Origin of the sequence: Microbispora sp. KK1-11 (assembly GCF_006874435.1) — a bacterium.
GTDB lineage: Bacteria > Actinomycetota > Actinomycetes > Streptosporangiales > Streptosporangiaceae > Microbispora > Microbispora catharanthi.
Genome location: NZ_VIRJ01000002.1, coordinates 1 through 16,156 on the forward strand (window position 1 = coordinate 1; position 16,156 = coordinate 16,156).

Below are 16,156 nucleotides of genomic sequence, written 5' to 3' on the forward strand. Positions count from 1 at the left end.
TGTTAAGCACGCCGCCAGCGTTCGTCCTGAGCCAGGATCAAACTCTCCAAACAATGCTTGAAAAGAAATCTCTCTGGCCGGCACCCCCCGGCTAAGGAAAGATGCCGTCAAAGGAATCCGTCACCGATGAAACCACCGGTTGACGGGGTCATGCATGATTCATGCACTGGCTTTTAGCACACTGTTGAGTTCTCAAGAAACGGACGCGACCACCATCACCCGAAACCCTCGAAAGGTCCCGAACTCCGGGGCGTTTCACCGTTTGTTTTTCTTTTGTCTTGCTGGTCTTAATTCTTCCCGACCGGCTCTTCCGTGTCAAATCCGCCCCACCGGGACTTAATTTGACCCGAAACCCGCCGACCGACAGGAATTCGACCACCCCGTTTCCGGGGCAACCCCTCTAACTTACCTGATCCGAGAAAGCCCGTCGAATCGTGACGAGACATCCCGAAATCGGGTCCGATGTGAGGGAGTCGCTGAAAGCCTAACAGCCGATCCCCGGAGGGGGGTTCAGACTCGCCGGTCCTCAGCGCGTGCAGAAAGACTAGCACCCGTCGAGAGGTGCTGCGCACAACTTGGGCAACTTGAGAATCCTGCCCTGTCTCCATGCCCTTCAAACCTCTGCCGCCACAAAGCCAGGAGTGCCTGTGTGCCCTCGCCGTGACGAGGGCACACAGGCACGCCGGCCTACGCCGGCAGGGCGGCGAGCTGGGCCTCGAGACGGGAGATGTCCTCGGCGGCCTGCTCGGCCCGCCGGCGCACCTTCGCCACGACATCGTCCGGCGCCTTGGCCATGAACTGCTCGTTGCCGAGCTTCGCCGTGGCCTGCGCCTGCTCCTTGCGCGCTACGGCCAGGTCCTTCTCCAGCCGCTTCCGCTCGGCGACGACGTCGATGGCTCCGGCCGTGTCGATCTCCACGAGCACCGTGCCGACGGTGAGCCGGGCTGTCGGATTGAAGGTGTCCGCGGGTTCGTCCAGGCGCAGCAGGACGCGGATCGCCCCCTCATGGGCGGCGAGAGCCGTACCGGAAAGGGACAGTCGTGCGGCCACCCGCTGCCCGGGCTTCAGGCCCTGGTCCGAGCGGAACCTGCGCACCTCCGTCACGAGGTTCTGCAGTGCGGAGATCTCCTGCTCGGCCGTGGGGTCGAGCAGCCCGGGCGAGGCCGAGGGCCAGGGAGCGACCACGATCGACTCCCCACCGGTCAAGGCTCGCCACAGCTCCTCCGTCACGAACGGCACGAGCGGGTGGAGCAGCCGGAGCAGCGCGTCGAGGACATGCCCCAGCACCCGCTTGGTGTTCTCGGCCACCGCGCCGCCCTCGGCGAACTGGACCTTGGCCAGCTCGACGTACCAGTCGAAGACCTCGTCCCAGGCGAAGTGGTAGAGGGCGTCGGATGCCTTGGCGAACTCGAACTCCTCGAAGGCCGCGTCGACACTCGTGACGACCTCCTGCAGGCGTGACAGGATCCAGCGGTCGGCTGCCGTGAGGTCCTCGGGCAGACCGTCGGAGACGGCGCCGTTCATCAGGGCGAAGCGGGTGGCGTTCCAGATCTTGTTGCAGAAGTTGCGGGATCCGGCCGCCCAGTCCTCGCTGATCGCCACGTCGGAGCCGGGATTGGCACCGCGCAGGAGCGTGAAGCGCGTGGCGTCCGCGCCGTACCGCTCGATCCAGTCGAGCGGGTCGACGACGTTGCCGAACGACTTCGACATCTTCTTGCCGAACTGGTCGCGCACCATCCCGTGCAGCGCCACGGTGCGGAACGGCGGCTGGCCGTCCATCGCGTACAACCCGAACATCATCATCCGGGCGACCCAGAAGAACAGGATGTCGTAACCGGTGACGAGCACGGTCGTCGGATAGAACCGGGCCAGATCGGGCGTGGCCTCGGGCCAGCCCAGCGTGGAGAACGGCCACAGCCCGGAGGAGAACCAGGTGTCGAGGACGTCCTGGTCCTGCTCGTAACCGGCCGGCGGCTCCTCATCGGGCCCCACGCAGATCATGTCGCCGTCCGGGCCGTACCAGACGGGGATCCGGTGTCCCCACCACAGCTGCCGCGAGATGCACCAGTCGTGCATGTCGTCGACCCAGTCGAAGTAGCGCTTGGCCAGCTCCGGCGGGTGGATGCGGGTGCGGCCGTCACGCACGGCGTCACCGGCGGCCTTGGCCAGCGGTGTGACGTTGACGAACCACTGCAGCGACAGCCGCGGCTCGACCACGGTCTTGCAGCGGGAGCAGTGCCCGACGGAGTGCACGTACGGCCGCTTCTCGGCGACGATGCGGCCCTGCTCGCGCAGCGCGGCGACCACGGCGGGCCGCGCCTCGAACCGGTCGAGGCCCTGGAAGGGCCCGTGGGCGGTGATGACGCCGCGCTCGTCCATGACGACGAGCGACTCCAGCGAGTGGCGGCGCCCGATCTCGAAGTCGTTCGGGTCGTGCGCCGGAGTGACCTTGACCGCGCCGGTGCCGAAGGAGGGGTCCACGTGCTCGTCGGCGACGATCGGGATGCGCCGCCCGGTGAGCGGGACCTCGACGTACTTGCCGACCAGGTGCGCGTAGCGCTCGTCGGCGGGGTGGACGGCGACCCCGGTGTCGCCCAGCATGGTCTCGGCACGGGTGGTCGCGACGACGATCTCCTCGTCGCCCGAGCCGTAACGGATCGAGACGAGCTCGCCGTCGTCGTCGCTGTGCTCGACCTCGATGTCGGACAGGGCGGTCAGGCAGCGGGGACACCAGTTGATGATCCGCTCGGCGCGGTAGATGAGACCGTCGTCGAACAGCTTCTTGAAGATCGTCTGGACGGCCCGGGAGAGCCCCTCGTCCATCGTGAAGCGCTCACGCGACCAGTCCACACCGTCGCCGAGCTTCGTCATCTGGCCGAGGATCCGGCCACCGGACTCCTCCTTCCACTGCCAGACGCGCTCGACGAACGCCTCACGGCCGAAGTCGTGGCGAGACAGGCCGTCCTTGGCGATCTCGCGCTCCACGACGTTCTGCGTGGCGATGCCGGCGTGGTCCATGCCGGGGAGCCACAGCGTCTCCATGCCCCGCATCCGGGCCCGCCGGGTGAGCGCGTCCTGGATCGAGTGGTCGAGGGCGTGGCCCACGTGGAGCGACCCGGTCACGTTGGGCGGGGGAAGCACGATGCTGTACGGCTCGCGCCCGCTGCCCGGGTCCGCGGTGAAGTAGCCCGCCGATACCCAGCGCTCGTAGCTCCGGGTCTCGACATCGGCGGGGGCGTACTGGGTGGGCAGCTCAGACGTAGTCACGGTGCCCAATTCTAGGGATGTCCGGACGCCATCCGAGCCGTCGCCGCACGCCCTGTGGACAACGCGTCGGCGGAAGGCCCGCGTCAGGCCGACTTCTCCCTCGGGGTGCGCTGCTGCTTGGCCTGCAGCTGGTCGCGCGGCACCAGGGTCGGATTCACGTGCTCCAGCACGGCCTCGCGGGTGATGACGACGCGGGCCACGTCCTGGCGGGAGGGCACCTCGTACATCACGGACTGGAGGACTTCCTCCATGATGGCGCGCAGCCCGCGGGCGCCGGTGCCACGCAGGATGGCCTGGTCGGCGATGGCCTCCAGCGCGTCGTCGGAGAACTCCAGCTCGACGTTGTCCAGTTCGAGCAGGCGCCGGTACTGCTTCACGAGCGCGTTGCGCGGCTCGGTGAGGATCTGGATCAGCGCGTCCCTGTCGAGGTTGTGCACCGACGTGATCACCGGGAGCCGGCCGACGAACTCGGGGATCATGCCGAACTTCAGGAGGTCTTCCGGCATGACGTCCGAGAAGATGTCGGAGGAGTCCATCTCCTCCTTCGAGTGGATGATCGCGTTGAAGCCGATGCCCTTCCTGCCGACCCTCGACTCGATGATCTTCTCGAGGCCGGCGAAGGCACCGCCGCAGATGAACAGCACGTTGGTGGTGTCGATCTGGATGAACTCCTGGTGGGGGTGCTTGCGCCCGCCCTGCGGGGGCACGCTCGCCGTGGTCCCCTCCAGGATCTTGAGCAGGGCCTGCTGCACGCCCTCGCCCGACACGTCCCGCGTGATCGACGGGTTCTCGCTCTTACGGGCGATCTTGTCGACCTCGTCGATGTAGATGATGCCGGTCTCGGCCTTCTTGACGTCGTAGTCGGCGGCCTGGATCAGCTTGAGGAGGATGTTCTCCACGTCCTCGCCGACGTAGCCGGCCTCGGTCAGCGCGGTCGCGTCCGCGATGGCGAACGGCACGTTGAGCATCTTGGCGAGGGTCTGCGCGAGCAGGGTCTTGCCCGACCCGGTGGGGCCGAGCAGCAGGATGTTGGACTTGGCCAGCTCCAGGCCGTCGTCACGTCCCCGCTCCCCGGACTGGACGCGCTTGTAGTGGTTGTAGACCGCTACCGATAGCGCCTTCTTCGCCTTGTCCTGCCCGATGACGTACGCGTCGAGGAACTCGTAGATCTCGCGCGGCTTGGGAAGATTGTCCCACTTGAGCTCGGAGGACTCGGACAGCTCCTCCTCGATGATCTCGTTGCAGAGATCGATGCACTCATCGCAGATGTAGACGCCTGGTCCGGCGATGAGCTTCTTGACCTGCTTCTGGCTCTTGCCGCAGAACGAGCACTTCAGCAGGTCTCCCCCGTCGCCGATGCGTGCCACCCCAGATACTCCTTTGCGTGGGACCGCCCCTGCCGCCGCGGTCGCTTCCGTCCGCACCTGCTCACGATCCGGGCTCATGATCCTGAGTCATGAGCCAGCGATCGCGATCCGGTGCGAAAACGTCATCCCGCTCAGGTTTCGACGTTACCGTCTCTCGGGCCCTCAGTGAGCCCCCTAGCGGTGAGTCGCACCGGAACGTGCCCAAATGGGCACCGTTCCGGTGCGGCAACTCCCTCAGGAAGCGGCGACCGCCGCCGCGCGCTTCTTCCGCGACGGGATGATGTCGTCCACCAGCCCGTACGCCTTCGCCTCCTCGGCGCTGAGGATCTTGTCACGCTCGATGTCCTTGCGAACATCGTCGGGCGACTTGCCCGAGTGCTTCGCCACGATCTCCTCGAGCAGCGACCTCATCCGCAGGATCTCACGAGCCTGGATCTCGATGTCACTGCCCTGGCCGCCGCCCTCGGTGTAGGGCTGGTGGATCAGCACGCGGGCGTTGGGCAGAGCGAACCGCTTGCCCGGCGTGCCGCCGGCCAGCAGGACCGCTGCGGCCGAGGCCGCCTGCCCGAGGCAGACCGTCTGGATCTCGGGCCGGACGAACTGCATGGTGTCGTAGATCGCGGTCATCGCGGTGAACGAGCCGCCCGGCGAGTTGATGTACATGCTGATGTCGCGGTCCGGGTCCAGCGACTCCAGCGTCAGCAGCTGCGCCATCACGTCGTTCGCCGAAGCGTCGTCGATCTGGACACCGAGGAAGATGATGCGGTCCTCGAACAGCTTGTTGTAGGGGTTCATCTCCTTGACGCCGTACGACGTGCGCTCGACGAAGGAGGGAAGGACGTAGCGGCCGTTGATGTCACCCGGCCGGATCAGCTCACTCATCTGGGAAGCTCCAGTCACGAGACGGCGCCCTCGGAGGGCACCTGGCGGGCGCTGCGCACCACGTGGTCGATGAAGCCGTAGTCCTTGGCCTCCTCGGCCGTGAACCAGCGGTCCCGGTCGGAGTCGCGCTCGATCTGGTCGAGCGGCTGGCCGGTGTGGAAAGCGATCCGCTCCGCGAGCGTCTTCTTCACGTAGAGCATCTGCTCGGCCTGGATCGCGATGTCGGCCGCGGTGCCGCCGATGCCGCCTGACGGCTGGTGCATCATGATCCGGGCGTGCGGAAGCGCGTACCGCTTGCCCCGGGCGCCGGCACAGAGCAGGAACTGCCCCATGGAGGCGGCCAGGCCCATGGCGACCGTGCAGACGTCGTTCGGCACGTACTCCATCATGTCGTAAATCGCCATGCCGGCGGTCACCGAGCCACCGGGGGAGTTGATGTACATCCAGATGTCGCGGTCCGGGTCATCGGCGGCGAGGAGCAGGAGCTCAGCGGCCAGCCGGTTGGCCACCTCGTCGTTGACCTGGGTGCCGAGCACCACGATCCGCTCGCGCAGCAGGCGCTGGTAGAGCTGGTCCTCGAGGCGGGAGGGGCCACCCTCCGGGCTCCGGGCCTCGAAGCCGGAACCACCGGTCGGGAAGAAGGTCGGCGGGCTGGTCACAGCGTCACCTTCCGATGCGTCGTAATCGATTGGCTTTGCTTGTGACCTTAACGCGCGACGCAGACAGGTCATGCCCGTGCGCCGTACTGTTCGCTGACGGCGCATGCCCGGCCCGCCACGGAGGCCCCGCGCCGCATCGCCCGTGTTTCCAGCCGTGGCCGCACGGCCGGAGGCACAGGGATCTCAGCCGTGTGATTGCTCCCCGACACGCGGTAAGAAACAAATTTGCAGGGATTTGCCCGAATATAACCGGAAACCCCCGGCGCACCCGAGTGCGACGGGGGTTTCCGGTTACCGCCACGCCGACCGGCCTCCCGGCCGGTCGGCGGCAGAAGTCAGGCGAGAGCCTGGGAAATCAGCTTTCCTCGGCCTCGTCGGCGGGCTCCCCGGCGCCCGCCTCCTCCACGCCCACAGCCTCCTGCTCGGGGTTGAGCTCGGCGTAGATGGCCTTGACGTCCACCTCGTTGCCGGCCGTGTCGGTCACCTTGGCCGCGTCGCCGATGAGGGTCTTGGCCTTCTCGCGCACGATCTCCATCATCGCCAGCGGGAGCTGGTTGTTGTCGGCGAGGTGCTGGGCCAGCGTGTTCGGCGCGACGCCCATCTGCATGGCGCGGCGCACCACGAAGTCGGTCAGCTCCTGCTCGCTGACGCCGATCTCCTCCGCCTTGACGATCTTGTCGAGCACGAAGCCGGACTTCAGCGCCTTGGCCGAGGTCGCCTCGTACTCGGCGAACAGCTCCTCCTCGGTGGTCTGCTGGAGGCGGAGGTAGGCCTCGCGGCTCAGGCCGCTCTCGGCGACCTGGTGCTCGAGGTTGTGCTTGCGCGCGTCGATCTCCGCCTGGAGCGCGCTCTCGGGCAGCGGGATGTCGATCTTGTCGAGCAGCGCGTCGAGCGCCTTCTCGCGGCTCTGCACGACCTGGTCCACCAGCTTGTTGCGGCGAACCTGCTGACGGATGCTGTCCTTGAGCTCGTCGAGCGTGTCGAACTCGCTGGCGAGCTGCGCGAACTCGTCGTCGAGCTCGGGCAGCACCTTCTCCTTGACCGACTTGACGTTGATGATCACGTCGGCCTCCTCGCCGGCGTTCTCACCGCCGACGAGCGTGGTGCGGAAGGTCTTCTCGTCGCCGGCGGACATGCCCTGCAGCGCGTCGTCCAGGCCCTGCAGGACCGAGCCCGCGCCGACCTCGTACGACACGTCGGCGGCCTGCTGCTCGTCGAGGTTGCGGCCGTCGATCTCGGCACGCAGGTCCATCACGACGTAGTCGCCGTTCTGGGCCGGCCGCTCGACGCCGGTCAGCGTCGCGAAGCGCTGGCGCAGGGCCTCGAGCTGGGTGGTGATGTCCTCGTCGGTCACCTCGGCGGGGTCGACCACGACCTCGGCGCCCTGGTAGTCCGGGACGTCGAAGGCGGGGCGGATGTCCACCTCGGCGGTGAACTCGACCTGCTCGCCGTCCTCGATCTTGGTGACCTCGATCTCCGGCTGGCTGACGGGGAAGACCTCGGTCTCGTCAACGGCCTGGCCGTACAGCTTGGGCAGGGCGTCGTTCAGGGTCTCCTCGAGAACCACCGCGCGGCCGAAGCGCTGCTCGATGATCCGGGCCGGCACCTTGCCAGGACGGAAGCCGGGCACGCGCACCTGCTGCGCGACCTTCTTGTACGCGGCCTGCAGGCTCGGCTCGAGCTCCTTGAACGGCACCTCGACGGTGAGCTTGACCCGGGTAGGGCTGAGCTCCTCGACAGCGGTCTTCACGGGGTGGTCTCCTTGATCCAGCATCTGGTGATCGCGGGCACGTCGTGCACGGCAACCGCGGCACAGTAACGCGCGCCGCGCCCACGTGAGAGGCGCAGAATCACCGTCTCGCCTGCACGCGACCTGTCAGGGCATGCTCGACTGTGGCGGGTGTCCAACGCCAAGGGCAGTCTAGAACAGATGAGGCCCGGTAGCGACTGATCAGAGGTCGGCCATGATCTGCCGCAGCAGGTCCACCGTTTCCGTGGGGGTGGTGCTGACCGCGCAGAGGCGCTCCATGACCTCGCTGTAGCGATCGACCTCTTCCCGTTTGTCCAGGTAGAGCGCGCTGGCGAGCTGCTCGACGTACACGATGTCGGGCAGGTCGGGATCGGAGAACCGCAGGATGCTGAAGGCACCGCCCTCGGCGGCGTGTCCGCCATAGCTGAACGGGATGACCTGGATCGTCACGTTGGGCTGGTTCATCAGGTCGATGAGGTGCTGGATCTGACCCCGCATGACCTCCACACCGCCGATCGGGCGGCGCAGCGCGGCCTCGTCGATCACGGCCCAGAACTTGGGGCTGTTCTCGCCGTCGAGGATGCGCTGGCGCTCCAGCCGCAGGTCCACCCGCCTGGCGATCTCCTCCGGCGCCGCGCCGACCGCGCCGGCCATGATGACGGCCCGCGCGTACTCCTTTGTCTGCAGCAGGCCGGGTACGAACTGCACCTCGTAGGTGCGGATGCGCTCGGCGGCCTCCTCCAGGCCGACGTAGGCCTGAAACCACGAGGGCAGCAGGTCGTTGAACCGGTGCCACCAGCCGGGCTCGTTGGCCCGCTCGACCAGGTTCATCACGACATCGCGCGTCTCCTCGTCCTCCACTCCGTAGAGGGCGAGAAGGTCGACCACGTCGCGTTCCTTGAATCCGACCCGGCCCAGCTCCATCCGGCTGATCTTCGACTCGGACGCCCGGATGCACTGGCCGGCCTGGTCACGGCTGATGCCCTTGCTCTCACGGAGCTTGCGGAGCTGGGAACCGAGAAGGATGCGCAGAGCCGTCGGACCCGATCCAGCCTGGATCTGTATCACGGCGCCTCCCTCTCACCTCGGCCCTGTGTGCCGCCAAGGGACGACCCGCACGACACCCCCAGCCCACACAGTGTCACCACTTCGGGCTCCGATGACAAGGTCTGATCTACGTGTCCCTGACGGTGAGCACGACCGCCATGTGCGTCTGCACATGACAATTGCACGTGCATTTGGGTCTTGCAGCGGCAGGACGCGCTGATCCATCATGTCTAGGTGCATATTGGGCCAAATGTGCACCAGTCCTCGATTCAGGCCAGCGGGAGGTACGGGCAACCATGTCGGACGAGCCCAAACCCGGCGGCCAGCTGACCCGCGACGTGGGATTCGGCTGGTTCCGGAGGGCGGCAGGGGCGTCCGATACGACGATGTGCCCCCTGGCCCCGCAGGCCGACTCCGTCAAGACCGCGCGTGACGTCACGCGGACGACCCTGCGACAGTGGGGTCTGTCGGAACTGAGTGATGACGCCGCACTGGTCGTGAGCGAACTGGTGACGAACGCGGTCCGTTACGCGCTGTATCCGGCGAACCGCGCCGACGACCGGCCGATAACACTGACGCTCCTGCGCATCGCCCCGCACGTGCTGCTCGCCGTCTCGGATCCGAGCGACCAGGCGCCGTCGCCCGGGCAGCCCGACTTCGTCTCCGAGCACGGACGCGGCCTCTACATCGTCGAGACCTACAGCCAGGCGTGGGGCTGGGACGCACTGGACGAGGGCGGCAAGGCCGTCTGGGCCCTCTTCCGCACCGGCGACTGACCGTTTTTTTCCAGCGTCCGCCCGTTCCCGTCGCCTCGTCCAGGTCCGCGGTCGGAGACAGGGCATCCGAGGAGGGTCACCCATCAGCCGCGTCACCAACCTCCCTGGGGAGTACATCTAGGTCGTTCAGATCCGTTCGCCGTGCTGCACCTCGCGACTGCGGCTGTTCGAATCCGCCTGACTCAGTTCGTGATCGTCCATCCGGGTGGCTTCCAGAACGGGCTACTCGTACACGTGGGCGGCGTGGATCTGGAGAGCGAGCGACTGCCATGTCGGCGGGTCGACATCGTCCTTGAACAGGGCTCCTTCACGGATACAGCCGTCCTGGAGCCATGCCGCCCAAGCTCTAAGGAAGTCGCCAACGTACATGCTGCTCCAGCGGCCCTCGACATACCGCTTCCCCTCGCAGACTTGCCGTTCGCACTCGGCGCGATCGGCATCGAAGTCGTCCGCCATGATCTCCAAGTAGGCGGCGAAGTCCCGCATGTCACGAACACTCTCGACGTTCGGGGGAACTTCACGCGGTGGTGTCACGAGGACGAGAGTAAAGGTGGCGGGCAGGGTGATCAGCCTTCCACCTCAGCCAGCTACGGCCTTGGCTGAGGTGCGGGCGATCATCCCGGAGCCGAGGCCCCCGCCGGAGGCAATATCGGGCTTGCCGTTCCCGGACGAGGGACGAACAGAGTAAGGACGATATGGCCACTGAGGCCACTGCGGATTCTTACGCGTGGATACCCCATGAAGGCTACGCCGGGCTGCGGATTTCCGGGCTGTCGGTGATTTTCGTGCGCGATCGGGACCACACATCGTTGCTAGGAGCGCTGGGCCTGCCTATGCCGGTGGATGAGGCAAGCATGCTCACACCGGGAGGGCCCTTCATCGCCTCCGTCTACGCTCACATCGCCCCGTAGCCCTGGGTACTCGTCGTGAACGCATGTTCATGTTCGACCCCCATAGACTCTGATGACCTTGTCCGGGCTTTGCGCTCAGCGTCGAGTTTGGGATCGGATCGTGGGATGGTTTCTGCCCGGGTTGTCGTCTGGTTCGTTCTCGCCGCTTTGGGCGTCGTGCTGCTTGCTGGTTGCCAGGACGACGAGAAAAGGGCTGCTCTTCCTGCCAGCGCGCCACCTCAGCGGGTGGTGGCGGCCTATATCGATGCGATCAACGCCCATGACAGGCAATTGGGGCGACAACTGTCGACCCAGCGCTTCGCTGAGCAGGAAGAGAAAGTCGTTGACAGTCTGTTCGACGATGCGAAGCTCTCCGATGTGGAGATCGAGGCGCCGCAGACTGAATCCGACTACGAGTCTCCGGACGGCAAGCGCTACCAGGAGGCCGTGAACGTTCCGGTGTCGTTCACGCTCTGGCACGGCGACGAAAGCTCCATGCCGAACGGTCCCACAGTCTGGGGATACATCCTTGTCCGTGCCGGTGCGGGTCAGCCGTGGCGGATAAACGATGCCGGAGTTGGCTGACTCGTGCGGCGGCGCGGCCTCGGTGCGGCGAGTTGGCTGGGACGGCAGGGCCGACGGTCGGCGGGCGGCCCAAGCTGCCGGCGGCCGGGACCGGTCCCCAGGCCGCATGCCCGGCCGCCGAGCGGGCGTGCGGCCCCGAGGCGGCGCGGAGCGCCGCCCTTGACGAGTTCGCCGAGCCGGGCGAGAACGGCCGCGTGTTCGTCGACCCCAAGGGTGGCCCCCTCCGCCGGTCGGGCTTCGGCGGATCTGGAACAAGGTTCGGGAAGACGTGGGCCTGCCTGATCTTCACTTTCACGACCTTCGGCATGTCGGCAACACGCTCGCTGCTGCGTCAGGGGCGAGTCTCAAGGAGTTGATGGCCAGGATGGGCCACGCCTCCACGAGGGCGGCACTGATCTATCAGCACGCGACTCGGGACCGCGACAGGGTCATTGCCGAGGCGCTGGGGCGGGCGTTCACGAGCGCTCAGACGGCCCGGTCCCAACCAACGACCGGGCACGGCGAGAAGACATCGGGCATGTGACGGGCACGACAGGAATCCGGAGGCCAGAAAAGATCAAGGCCCAGAGTCGGATCACTTCCCCGACCTGGGCCTTTTCGTCAGAGCGGACGACGGGAATCGAACCCGCGTAGCCAGTTTGGAAGACTGGGGCTCTACCATTGAGCTACGTCCGCGCGCGCCCGGTGTCCATCTGGTCTAGACTTCATCCGGTCGTCAGGGCGTAAGCGTACCGGAGTCTCGGACCGCTCGCGTACCCGACGAGACGGGGCGTGGCGCAGCTTGGTAGCGCGCTTGCTTTGGGAGCAAGAAGTCGCAGGTTCAAATCCTGTCGCCCCGACCAGCGCTTGTGCACTACAGAGGCCGCTTCCGATCGCCGGAAGCGGCCTTTCCCGTCCCCTGGGCGACCAAGGCGACCGACCGAGTGACCAGGGCTCCGTCGGCCACGCGCCGAACGCCGCGGCCTGCTGCTGGACGAGCACGGCCAGGACCTCTGGGGAGACACCCGGCGCGGGCCGCATCCGGATCCAGTCAACGCCCACGACGTCCTCGGTCTTCGGCCGTGTTCTGCAGGGCGTGGAGATCATGGTGGGCCGGCTCATAGGGGTCCGCGCTCGCCGTGGTGGGGCTGGGCACGGGCATGTCTCTACGCGTGACATAGAACTCGATCGGCATGGTGCTCTTGAGGAGGGTTCCCGGAGCCGGTCCCTGGCCGACCACGATCCAATCCGTCGGGACCTTCATCTCCTCACCGGTCAGGGTGTGCATCTCCGGGACGAATCCGAGAGCGGTGACCAGTCTTCTCGCGGTCTCCGCGTCCTGATACCGGAGCTCGGGCATCGTGGGCGCGTCGGGAGGCGATTCCGTCGGCCGTCGCGAGGCGGTGGGCGCGGGGTACGGCGTGGTGGAACCGGGGCCGGGGAGGATCAGCGCGAAGGTGGCGATGACAGCGGCGACGAAGGCGGCGCCGATCGCAGTCATCAGAGATATCGCCACAGAGCGCCGCATGGACGATCCGTACCACGATCTTGGCGCGAGTTCGAGCCGAATGGTCCAGGTGGCCGCTGATCCTGGGGGCGGGCCGCCCGCGCACCGGCGTGACCGACGGCCGGCGCCGGCACGTTTCTATAACCTGTTCTCGCCGTACCCCCGGAACCCTGAGGAGCATCATGGGCGACCTGGTCCTCGTCGACCGGCCCTCCGAGGCCGTCGCGGTCGTGACGCTGAATCGTCCGCGCAAGTACAACGCGATCTCCAAGGCGCTGCTCGAAGAGTTCGGTGACACGCTCAAGCGGCTCGCGGAGGAGCCCGACCTGCGCGCGATGGTCCTCACCGGGGCCGACCCCGCCTTCTGCGCGGGCCTGGACCTCGGCGAGCTGGAAGCGGCCGTGCAGATCGGCCACCCCGACTCCATCCTCCCGCTGCGGAACTTCCCTGTGCCCGTCATCGGGGCGGTCAACGGTGTGGCGGTGACGGGCGGCCTGGAGTTCGCGCTGGCCTGCGACTTCAGGATCGCCAGCGAACGGGCGAGGTTCGCCGACACCCACACCCGGGTCGGCATCGTGCCCTCCTGGGGCATGACGGCCCGGCTCAGCCAGGCCGTCGGGCAGGCCTGGGCCAGGCAGATGACGTTCACCGGGGATTTCGTCGACGCTCCCCTGGCACTGCGCATCGGCCTGGTGAACGAGGTCGTCGCGCACGACCGGCTACTGCCGCGGGCCGTCGAGCTCGCGCAGAGCATCGCGACGACGACGCCGGAGACGCTGGGCAGGATCCGGGAGATCTACGACCTCCTGCGCGACGGCACCGGCGCCGACGGCCTCCGGGCCGAGCGGGAGACCGGCCGGGACGGGCTCGCCATCACCAGCCCCGAGGATTTCGCCGCCCGCAGGCGCGCCGTGTTCGACCGGGGCCGGACGCAGGCCCGCTGAGAGTCACTCCTCCTCCACGTACGGATGGGTGAGGAACTCGATGGCGTGGCCGTCGGGGTCGTCCACATAAACCCCGCGGCCGTGGTGGCGGTGGTTGATCTGCTGCGGCTCCTGGTGATGAGGGCCGCCCCAGTAGGGCAGGCCCCGCTCGGCGATGCGGGCGCAGATGTCGTCGAACTCGTCCTCGGAGACGAGGAACGCCAGGTGCTGCATGACGATCCGGTCCCGGTCGACGATCGAGTCCGCGTAGTCGATCGTCACGCCGTTGCCGACCCGGACCGTGGCGAACGGCCCGAACGCGCCGGGCTCCGGCTCGCCGAGCAGCCCGGTCAGGAACCGGGCGGACTCGAAGCGGTCGCTGCTGTGCACGATCGTGTGGTCCAGTTGAGCGGTCACGTCGCCCTCCAGGTTTCCTACGGTCCTCATCGACGCAATACCGTGGACAGGTGATCGACAAGCACATCTCCCGCGTGCTCGGGCTGCTCGGGCAGGACGACACGCTCCGGGTCCTCGCCGGGCTGGTCCTGTGTCCCGGTGAGCCGCTCGACAAGGTCACCGGGCTCGACCGGGAAGTGGTGTCCAAGGCCCTGGACCGGCTGGAGCGGGGCGGCCTCGCCGTACGGGACGGGGACGGGGACGGCTGGCGGGCACGGCCCGAGACCTTCCGCGACCTGCTGCGCACGATCCCCTCCACGCCGGCGGACCCGATGGACGCGTTCCTGGTCGACGGGCGGCTCGTCTCCATCCCGGCGAAGAGGGCCAAACGGCTGATGGTGCTCGACTACATCGCGCAGGTGTTCGACGTCGGCGTGCGCTACCCGGAGAAGGAGGTCGACGTGGCGCTGCGGGCGTTCCACGCCGACTACGCCGCGCTGCGCCGTTATCTGGTGGACGAGGGGTTCCTCACCCGGGAGGCCAACGTCTACTGGCGCTCGGGCGGAACCACCTGACGCAGCCTGGCTGACCGGGTCCGGCCACATGGGCAAACGCCCTTTCCCGATCGGCCCCCGGCGCGGACACTGGGAGTCATGGGCGAGCCGACCAGGGTCCTTCTCGACGAGTCCCGGATTCCCCGGAACTGGTACAACGTCGCCCCCGATCTGCCCGCGCCTCCGCCGCCGGTGCTCCACCCGGCGACGCTGCAGCCGGTCGGCCCCGACGACCTCGCCCCGCTCTTCCCGGCGGCGCTGATCGAGCAGGAGGTGTCGGGTGAGCGGTTCGTCCCGATCCCTGACGACGTCCTCGACGTCTACCGCCTCTGGCGGCCCACGCCCCTCATCCGCGCCCGGCGCCTTGAGCGCGTCCTCGGCACGCCCGCGCGGATCTACTACAAGTACGAGGGCGGCAGCCCGTCGGGCTCGCACAAGCCCAACACGGCGGTCCCCCAGGCGTACTACAACGCGCGGGAGGGCGTGCGGAGGCTGACCACCGAGACCGGCGCGGGCCAGTGGGGCTCCGCCCTGGCGTTCGCCTGCGCGCAATACGGCCTGGCCTGCGAGGTCTGGATGGTCAGGGCGTCGTACGAGCAGAAGCCGTACCGCCGCACGCTGATGAAGATCTACGGCGCGACCCTGCACGCCAGCCCTTCGGCGGTGACCACGGCGGGCAGCAGGATCCTGGCGGAGGACCCCCACTGCACGGGGTCTCTGGGCATCGCGATCAGCGAGGCGGTCGAGGTCGCGGGGCAGCACGACGACACGCGATACGCCCTCGGCTCGGTGCTCAACCACGTCCTGCTGCACCAGACCGTGATCGGCGAGGAGGCGCTGGAGCAGCTGGCCGTCCTCGGCGAGACGCCGGACGTCGTGATCGGCTGCACGGGTGGCGGCTCCAACTTCGCCGGGCTGGCCTTCCCGTTCCTGCGCGAGAAGCTGGCGGGGCGCATGAACCCCGTGCTGCGGAGCGTCGAGCCCGCCGCCTGCCCGTCCCTGACCCGGGGCGCCTACGCGTACGACTTCGGCGACACGGCGGGGTTCACGCCGCTGATGAAGATGCACACGCTGGGACACACGTTCGTGCCCGACCCGATCCACGCCGGCGGGCTGCGCTACCACGGCATGTCGCCGCTGCTCTCGCACGTGTACGCGCTGGGCCTGGTGGAGGCCGTGGCCGTCACGCAGACCGAGTGCTTCGACGCGGGGATCCGCTTCGCCAGGGCCGAGGGGATCGTGCCGGCTCCCGAACCCTCCCACGCGGTGGCCGCGACGATCGCGGAGGCGTTGCGGTGCGCCGAGTCGGGCGAGGAGAAGGTCATCGTGATGTCCCTGTGCGGGCACGGCCACTTCGACCTGCCCGCCTACGAGAGCCGTCTCGCCGGCCGCCTGGAGGATTTCACGCTCCCGCAGGAGCGGATCGACGCGGCCCTCGCGCACCTGCCCGCCGTCTGATGCGTCGCATGCCCGCCGATATCCGTTTCGTCCCTTGACCGGCGGGTACGGCTGCGCCATCGCGCCGTCATACCGACCGGAGCACTCATGTCAAACGGCTGAAATGCGCGGTATCA

General features: G+C 67.6%; 15 protein-coding genes and 2 tRNA genes. 7 read left to right on the forward strand and 10 right to left on the reverse strand.

Translation table 11 applies throughout. The annotated features are described in order from the left end of the window. Nucleotides 1–687 precede the first annotated feature (687 nt). From FLW16_RS02895 to FLW16_RS02920, 6 genes are all read right to left on the reverse strand, one after another. Nucleotides 688–3,276, reverse strand: coding sequence for a valine--tRNA ligase (locus FLW16_RS02895; RefSeq protein ID WP_142557350.1), 2,589 nt, complete (start codon nucleotides 3,274–3,276; stop codon nucleotides 688–690). A 74-nt stretch (nucleotides 3,277–3,350) separates the two neighbouring features. Then, the gene (gene clpX / locus FLW16_RS02900) at nucleotides 3,351–4,634 is read right to left on the reverse strand and encodes an ATP-dependent Clp protease ATP-binding subunit ClpX (protein WP_079317756.1); all 1,284 of its coding nucleotides are present in this window, start codon (nucleotides 4,632–4,634) and stop codon (nucleotides 3,351–3,353) included. A gap of 234 nt (nucleotides 4,635–4,868) precedes the next feature. Continuing rightward, on the reverse strand, nucleotides 4,869–5,516 hold the full coding sequence (locus FLW16_RS02905; protein WP_142557352.1) for an ATP-dependent Clp protease proteolytic subunit: 648 nt from the start codon (nucleotides 5,514–5,516) through the stop codon (nucleotides 4,869–4,871). A 14-nt stretch (nucleotides 5,517–5,530) separates the two neighbouring features. After that, on the reverse strand, nucleotides 5,531–6,175 hold the full coding sequence (locus FLW16_RS02910; protein WP_030509565.1) for a ClpP family protease: 645 nt from the start codon (nucleotides 6,173–6,175) through the stop codon (nucleotides 5,531–5,533). Nucleotides 6,176–6,530: 355 nt separating this feature from the next. Next, nucleotides 6,531–7,925 (reverse strand): trigger factor, encoded by a 1,395-nt coding sequence (gene tig / locus FLW16_RS02915; protein ID WP_142557354.1) that lies wholly within the window; start codon nucleotides 7,923–7,925, stop codon nucleotides 6,531–6,533. Nucleotides 7,926–8,126: 201 nt separating this feature from the next. After that, the gene (locus FLW16_RS02920) at nucleotides 8,127–8,993 is read right to left on the reverse strand and encodes a helix-turn-helix transcriptional regulator (RefSeq protein WP_142557356.1); all 867 of its coding nucleotides are present in this window, start codon (nucleotides 8,991–8,993) and stop codon (nucleotides 8,127–8,129) included. A 275-nt stretch (nucleotides 8,994–9,268) separates the two neighbouring features. Between FLW16_RS02920 and FLW16_RS02925 the strand changes: the two genes are divergently transcribed. Beyond that, a complete protein-coding gene (locus tag FLW16_RS02925; protein WP_142557359.1) occupies nucleotides 9,269–9,748 on the forward strand; it encodes an ATP-binding protein in 480 nt (159 codons plus the stop codon). Nucleotides 9,749–9,970: 222 nt separating this feature from the next. Here FLW16_RS02925 and FLW16_RS02930 read toward each other — a convergent pair whose 3' ends face one another. Next, nucleotides 9,971–10,234 carry a hypothetical protein gene (locus tag FLW16_RS02930; protein WP_142557360.1) on the reverse strand — a complete coding sequence of 88 codons (264 nt, stop codon included), beginning with the start codon at nucleotides 10,232–10,234 and terminating at the stop codon, nucleotides 9,971–9,973. Between the two features lie 530 nt (nucleotides 10,235–10,764). On the opposite strand from FLW16_RS02930, the gene FLW16_RS02935 reads away from it, so the two are divergent. Further along, nucleotides 10,765–11,223 (forward strand): DUF4829 domain-containing protein, encoded by a 459-nt coding sequence (locus tag FLW16_RS02935; RefSeq protein WP_142557362.1) that lies wholly within the window; start codon nucleotides 10,765–10,767, stop codon nucleotides 11,221–11,223. A 244-nt stretch (nucleotides 11,224–11,467) separates the two neighbouring features. Continuing rightward, entirely contained in the window at nucleotides 11,468–11,746 is a 279-nt protein-coding gene (locus FLW16_RS46105; protein WP_396685204.1) for a tyrosine-type recombinase/integrase, read from the forward strand. Between the two features lie 81 nt (nucleotides 11,747–11,827). Here FLW16_RS46105 and FLW16_RS02945 read toward each other — a convergent pair. After that, nucleotides 11,828–11,898, reverse strand: a tRNA-Gly gene (locus FLW16_RS02945). Between the two features lie 90 nt (nucleotides 11,899–11,988). On the opposite strand from FLW16_RS02945, the gene FLW16_RS02950 reads away from it, so the two are divergent. Next, nucleotides 11,989–12,065 (forward strand) — tRNA-Pro (locus tag FLW16_RS02950). A 188-nt stretch (nucleotides 12,066–12,253) separates the two neighbouring features. Here FLW16_RS02950 and FLW16_RS02955 read toward each other — a convergent pair. Further along, nucleotides 12,254–12,703: a PASTA domain-containing protein gene (locus tag FLW16_RS02955; RefSeq protein WP_185949223.1), complete on the reverse strand. Its 450-nt coding sequence runs from the start codon at nucleotides 12,701–12,703 to the stop codon at nucleotides 12,254–12,256. A gap of 188 nt (nucleotides 12,704–12,891) precedes the next feature. Between FLW16_RS02955 and FLW16_RS02960 the strand changes: the two genes are divergently transcribed. Further along, nucleotides 12,892–13,653 carry an enoyl-CoA hydratase gene (locus FLW16_RS02960; RefSeq protein WP_142557367.1) on the forward strand — a complete coding sequence of 254 codons (762 nt, stop codon included), beginning with the start codon at nucleotides 12,892–12,894 and terminating at the stop codon, nucleotides 13,651–13,653. Nucleotides 13,654–13,656: 3 nt separating this feature from the next. Here FLW16_RS02960 and FLW16_RS02965 read toward each other — a convergent pair whose 3' ends face one another. Next, nucleotides 13,657–14,079: a VOC family protein gene (locus FLW16_RS02965; RefSeq protein ID WP_312847114.1), complete on the reverse strand. Its 423-nt coding sequence runs from the start codon at nucleotides 14,077–14,079 to the stop codon at nucleotides 13,657–13,659. A gap of 20 nt (nucleotides 14,080–14,099) precedes the next feature. Between FLW16_RS02965 and FLW16_RS02970 the strand changes: the two genes are divergently transcribed. Beyond that, on the forward strand, nucleotides 14,100–14,603 hold the full coding sequence (locus FLW16_RS02970) for a DUF2087 domain-containing protein (protein WP_142557369.1): 504 nt from the start codon (nucleotides 14,100–14,102) through the stop codon (nucleotides 14,601–14,603). Between the two features lie 78 nt (nucleotides 14,604–14,681). Beyond that, a complete protein-coding gene (locus FLW16_RS02975; protein ID WP_142557371.1) occupies nucleotides 14,682–16,040 on the forward strand; it encodes a TrpB-like pyridoxal phosphate-dependent enzyme in 1,359 nt (452 codons plus the stop codon). Nucleotides 16,041–16,156: the final 116 nt, after the last annotated feature.

Bases quoted from the DNA above. Each gene is read 5' to 3' on its own strand.
- FLW16_RS02905 (WP_142557352.1), bottom strand. From the start codon at position 5,516: ATGAGTGAGCTGATCCGGCCGGGTGACATCAACGGCCGCTACGTCCTT.
- FLW16_RS02925 (WP_142557359.1), top strand. From the start codon at position 9,269: ATGTCGGACGAGCCCAAACCCGGCGGCCAGCTGACCCGCGACGTGGGA.
- FLW16_RS02930 (WP_142557360.1), bottom strand. From the start codon at position 10,234: ATGCGGGACTTCGCCGCCTACTTGGAGATCATGGCGGACGACTTCGAT.
- FLW16_RS02935 (WP_142557362.1), top strand. From the start codon at position 10,765: ATGGTTTCTGCCCGGGTTGTCGTCTGGTTCGTTCTCGCCGCTTTGGGC.
- FLW16_RS02955 (WP_185949223.1), bottom strand. From the start codon at position 12,703: ATGACTGCGATCGGCGCCGCCTTCGTCGCCGCTGTCATCGCCACCTTC.
- FLW16_RS02960 (WP_142557367.1), top strand. From the start codon at position 12,892: ATGGGCGACCTGGTCCTCGTCGACCGGCCCTCCGAGGCCGTCGCGGTC.
- FLW16_RS02965 (WP_312847114.1), bottom strand. From the start codon at position 14,079: ATGAGGACCGTAGGAAACCTGGAGGGCGACGTGACCGCTCAACTGGAC.
- FLW16_RS02975 (WP_142557371.1), top strand. From the start codon at position 14,682: ATGGGCGAGCCGACCAGGGTCCTTCTCGACGAGTCCCGGATTCCCCGG.